The sequence below is a fragment of the Steroidobacter sp. genome (assembly GCF_016790065.1).
GTDB lineage: Bacteria > Pseudomonadota > Gammaproteobacteria > Steroidobacterales > Steroidobacteraceae > Steroidobacter.
This window is the reverse complement of sequence record NZ_JAEUPY010000936.1, coordinates 1-4,727: the sequence shown is the minus strand read 5'-3', so window position 1 is coordinate 4,727 and position 4,727 is coordinate 1. Positions and strand designations below refer to the sequence as shown.

General features: G+C 60.0%; 4 protein-coding genes. All 4 read right to left on the bottom strand.

The genetic code is table 11. From position 1 onward, the window contains the following. Positions 1 to 358, bottom strand: a 358-nt coding sequence (locus tag JNL55_RS37240) for a FecR/PupR family sigma factor regulator (protein WP_293867213.1), incomplete at its 3' end; no start/stop codon positions are given. Further along, positions 336 to 917 (bottom strand): RNA polymerase sigma factor, encoded by a 582-nt coding sequence (locus JNL55_RS37235; RefSeq protein ID WP_293867211.1) that lies wholly within the window; start codon positions 915 to 917, stop codon positions 336 to 338. The genes JNL55_RS37235 and JNL55_RS37240, both read right to left, overlap by 23 nt. Positions 918 to 1,120: 203 nt before the next feature. Beyond that, a complete protein-coding gene (locus JNL55_RS37230; protein ID WP_293867209.1) occupies positions 1,121 to 3,010 on the bottom strand; it encodes a CocE/NonD family hydrolase in 1,890 nt (629 codons plus the stop codon). A 14-nt stretch (positions 3,011 to 3,024) separates the two neighbouring features. Beyond that, positions 3,025 to 4,536, bottom strand: coding sequence for a serine hydrolase domain-containing protein (locus JNL55_RS37225; protein WP_293867206.1), 1,512 nt, complete (start codon positions 4,534 to 4,536; stop codon positions 3,025 to 3,027). Between the last annotated feature and the right edge of the window lie 191 nt (positions 4,537 to 4,727).

Below are 4,727 nucleotides of genomic sequence, written 5' to 3'. Positions count from 1 at the left end.
TATAAAGATAGAAGTATGCCCCCACCGCAATCAAGATCGCCGCGGCGACTGCTCGATGCATCACGCCCCAGCGCAAAACAGAATCGCCGCTGCGACGCTTGGTCTTCGAGTCGGCGTCCAGCGCCGAACTGCGGGTGACCTCGGGTGGCGCACCCGCAAGTTCAGTCCCCGATGCCAGTGCGGCCAGACGATCTACATCGTCCCACGCTGCCTGCGCTCGCAGCAGCGCCCCGCCATGGCGAATGTCGGCAGCAAGCCATTCATCGAGTTCGCTCTGCTCGGCGTCGGAAAGCGGTTTGTCGCTGAGCCGAACCGCCCACTGCGCGGCTTCTGATTCAATCCGTTGAGCGCTGGTCATGGGCGCTGACCTCCGATTGGCGACCACCGGCACTGCCAGTCGACGTCTCTTCGACGAAACCGGCCAGCACGCGACTCAAAGCAACCGCCAAATGCTTCTCCACCGTCTTTTCGCTGATGTGCATCTCCTCGGCGATTTGTCGTTGCGTGAGTCCGTGGAACTTTTGTAGTTGAAAAGCGCGACGTGCCTGAGTCGGCATCGCATACACGATTCGCTCCAGGCGCTCGAGCTCCTGTCGCGCGCTCACTTTGCGTTCCGGTGACAGCTCATCACTCGGCAGGCGCAAGGCGTCGATTTCGCCCAGGCGCTCCATGGGAACGATACGAGCACGCCGCAATTGCCGGTGCAGCAGGTGGCGAACAACGCTGAAGACATAGCTGCGCCCATTGGCGACCGACGCAATGTCGGCCGCCAACAGCCGGGCATAGGTTTCTTGGATCAGGTCGTCGATGTCATGCGACCGTAGCGAATGCAGGTGTCGCCGCAGCCAGCCGCGCACCTCTGCCTCGTGCGGCAGAATCTGGGTGGCGACCCATTTGCGGCGGGTGCGGTCGATCAAGGGGTTAGCGCCGTTGTCGGGCTGAGTTCGGGGGCTTCACAAAGCAGTAGAGACACGAGGGGCTGGTTTCCCTACCTCCACTGGGGAGCGGCGACCATACTATTCGCTGGACTATTGTTCGACCAGATCCGCGGCATGCGCATCGCCCATTCGTTGCCAGTCTCTGAGTCGCCGAGCATCAGCGACCTTTCCCTAGACAACACTCATTGCAACACTGGCAAGATCAAGCGTGAACGCAACGTCGGCGAGTGATGCACGGTGTTTCGTGCGACCGCCCAGGTGGTTTGCGCCACGTTGACTCCGCCCAAGTTCAAATTGCGCTCATAGGTGGGAAAATTACTGCTGGCGATCTCCAGGCGGATCCGGTGACCCTTCAGGAAAACGTTGCTGGTGGCGCCCAGAGGAATGGTCAGCTCATAGGTCTGTCCAGCGCGCATCCAGACTTCCTGGTGCTGGCCCTGCCGATAGCGTGCTCGCAGAATGCCGTCGAGTACATTGAATGCCCGGCCGTCCGGCTGCACGTCGATCAGCTTCACTGTGAAATCCGTGTCGACGACATCCGATGAAACATGCAACACGACCCGCGGCTCGCCGGTGACATTGAGCTCTTTTGTCAACACGTCCGATGTATAGACCAGGACATCGCCGCGCATCTCGACCGCTCTTTGATCCACAGCACCGGCGGGGCTATCCGGCAAACCGACGCAGCTGGCGCAGAATGAGCCTCCAAGGGAAGGCACCGGATTGGACGGGTCGTAGACGAATGTATCCGAGGTCACAGCGCCCGTAGGCACTGCCCTTGCAAGCTTGCCATCGCCCAACAGTCCATTCGCACGACCGTCGCCATCCAGGAAGTAGGACTGATCCGCGACACCTCGCACCGGCCATTCAGACGCCGACCGCCACTTGTTGCGCCCCACCTCGAAATAACGGATACGTGACCATTCCTTGATGCGACGCTGTGCTTTCGGATCTTCTTTGAGCCAGGCGTCGAACCAGGTGAGATAGGCATCGCGATAGTCAAAGCGAGTATCGCCGACCTCGCGCTGACCGACGAGGGTGTGCTCCGCCGCTTCTCTTTCGAAAGTACAATGCGTGTGCGGGCTCATGATCACATACTGATTGTCTCGAGATCGCTGCGACACGGAGTGTTGTCGGAAGTGATTGAACTGCAGCATGGTCATGTCGGCGCCGAAGTCGTACCAGGAGTTGATGAACAGCGTCGGCACGTCGGAGGTGTAGTCCTCCTTCATATACGGCAGCGAGGCCCAGTACGGATCGGTGGCCGGTTTGCTGATGGTGTCTTCGAAATCCGTGGTGGCCATGCCTTGCGAGCGCAGCGCCTCGATCATCGGCAGATGATGCCAGGCTCGGCGTAGATCTACCGTGACCTCGCGGGTAAACTTCCACATGGCCGCGTTCGCGTTGTACTCGTCATGCGGCAGATCCGCCGAGAGGCGCGGCATGGTCTTTTGACCTCGCTCAGCAAACCAACCCATCAACGGCGCCCACCCAGAGACTCCTCCGGTGCGCGCGCCGAAATAGCGGTAGTAGCCACCCAGCGAGCCCACTGAGCTGCCTGCCGCCTGCGGGATCATCGCCTTCAATCCGGGATGCTTGGTCTGAGCCATGAAGATCTGCGTGTCGCCGACATACGAGCAACCGTAGCTGCCCACGGCGCCGTTGGACCATGGCTGACGAACCAGCCAATCGACAGTGTCATAGCCGTCATCCGCGTCTCCACCCGAGAGCACATAGACACCTTCCGAAGCGAAGCGACCGCGCTTGTCCTGGACGGCGACGACGTAGCCACGTTCAGTGAAATATTCGATGAGCTCTAACGAAGTAACCTTCGCAGGGGTGCGAAAGCTCTTGTTGTATGGCGTACGGATCAACACTGTGGGCAGACGGACACGCTCCTGGGCCGCGGGCATGTACAGATCCGTCGCGAGCCGAATGCCGTCTCGCATGGGAATGAACACGTTTCGATCGACACTCGCAGGCTCACTCGCCGCCCGTGCAGTAATCGCGCCGAGCCCGAGAACTACGCCTGCGAATGCGATGCCGAATGCTCGCTGGATGCTTACTTTCATGGAATAGCCAGTCATCACAACGAACCCGCGGTGGGACTACCAGGCCTTCCTGGCAAAACGACACCTTCACGTCGCAGCTCGATCCAATGCGTCAGCGCGTTGCGCTCACGCGGAAGGTCGACGCCAAGCGCGCAGGCGCCGCCATTCAATACTCCGTCTCGCAACGTCAGCGAGAGAGCAACTACATACTCATAGTGCTCGGTGTCGGGCGTACCGATGCGGGCGGTCAGTTCACCGGTGAAAACTCCATCCTCGAACCGCGGGTTATTCACCAAGGTCGTCAATTGGTCCGCCAGCTTTGCATGCACGTCTCCATCGGGCTGAAACGTCAATTGCACCGGCAGTTCCTTGGTGTAGCTCGACACGCTGCCGACCCAGGTTCCAAGCAAGGCCGCCGGCGCGACCAACGGCACCGGTTGCGGCTGCGTCTTCGGTGGCGGCACGGTCCACCCTGGCAACAACACGTTAGCGATGCGGTTCGCGACTTTCGCAGGCAAGTTGGAGCTGGCGTTACTGAGCACCACGATGGCCAACCGCTGCTCGGGATACAGCCGCATCTGGGTCGACGCTCCGCCCATCGCGCCGCTATGACCGAACAGCCGATAGCCATCCTTCTCCCATATCGAGAAGCCCAGTCCGTAGCCCGAGCCGTCCTGCTCGGTCGCAGTCTGTCGATGCATCTCGACGAGCGAAGCGTCGGTGAGAATCTGCTGCTGGTCGGGTAGCTTCTCCCGCAAATGAAACAACCCGAAACGCACCAAGTCGTGAGCACTGGAGAACACCGCCGAGGCGCCGGGGTGATCGAAATCATAGAAAGGTAGCGCCGTGCCGTCCGGCGCGTACCGCATCGCTGCATAAGGCTCCAGGCCCGGACCGATATCGACGGAGGTTCGTATCATGCCCAAGGGTCGGAACACCCGGGTTCGCATGAAGTCGGCGTAGCTCTGTCCTGATACTCGCTCGATCAAATAATCCAGCACTCCGTAACCGAGATTGGAGTATTCGTACTTTTCGCCAGGTGCCGTCACCAGGTTGCCGTAACGAAGCAGCGTCTCGTCCATCGAGGGCCGCTTGAACGGCTCGTCGGCGTAGAAGAACTGATAATGCAACGGCAAGCCCGCCGTGTGATTCGCTACTCGCCGCACAGTCGCGTCCTGCGCGTCGCCGACACGGGCACGCAGCTTCGACGCGCCGAGATAATCATTCGCCGGCGCATCCAGATCGACTTTACCCGCCGCAACCAGCGTCATCAGACCGGTAGCGGTGATGGGTTTGCTGATGGAAGCTAGCGAGTACATCGTGTGCTCGGTTGCCGGCACCTGGCGCTCCAGATTGGCCCAACCAAAGCCCTCTTCCCAAATGATCTTGCCATTGCGCGCAACGGCCACGGACAGCGAAGGGATCGATTCTTCTTTCAACGTCTCGCGGATGTAACTGCGAATCGGCTCAAAGCGATCAGCCGCCTGAGCACCGAACGCCATACCCATCAGCAACAGTGACGCGGGCAGACTACGAAGCACTCTCACCATGCATCTCCAAGGAAAACGGCCAAGGACCTACTCGTTTATTCTTTCGCTCTGCTGCAGCAGTACGTCTCGGTACTGCTCGGTTCCGGAAAGCAACGGCGTGTTGGTACTGCCCTTCAGGTATTTATCGAAGAACTCGAGCGAGAACCGATTGACGATATCGTGCGCGACACGCGGATGCATGGCACTCA

What these genes read in the sequence shown, in the direction of transcription:
- JNL55_RS37230 (WP_293867209.1), bottom strand. Translation starts at nt 3,010, where the DNA reads ATGAAAGTAAGCATCCAGCGAGCATTCGGCATCGCATTCGCAGGCGTA.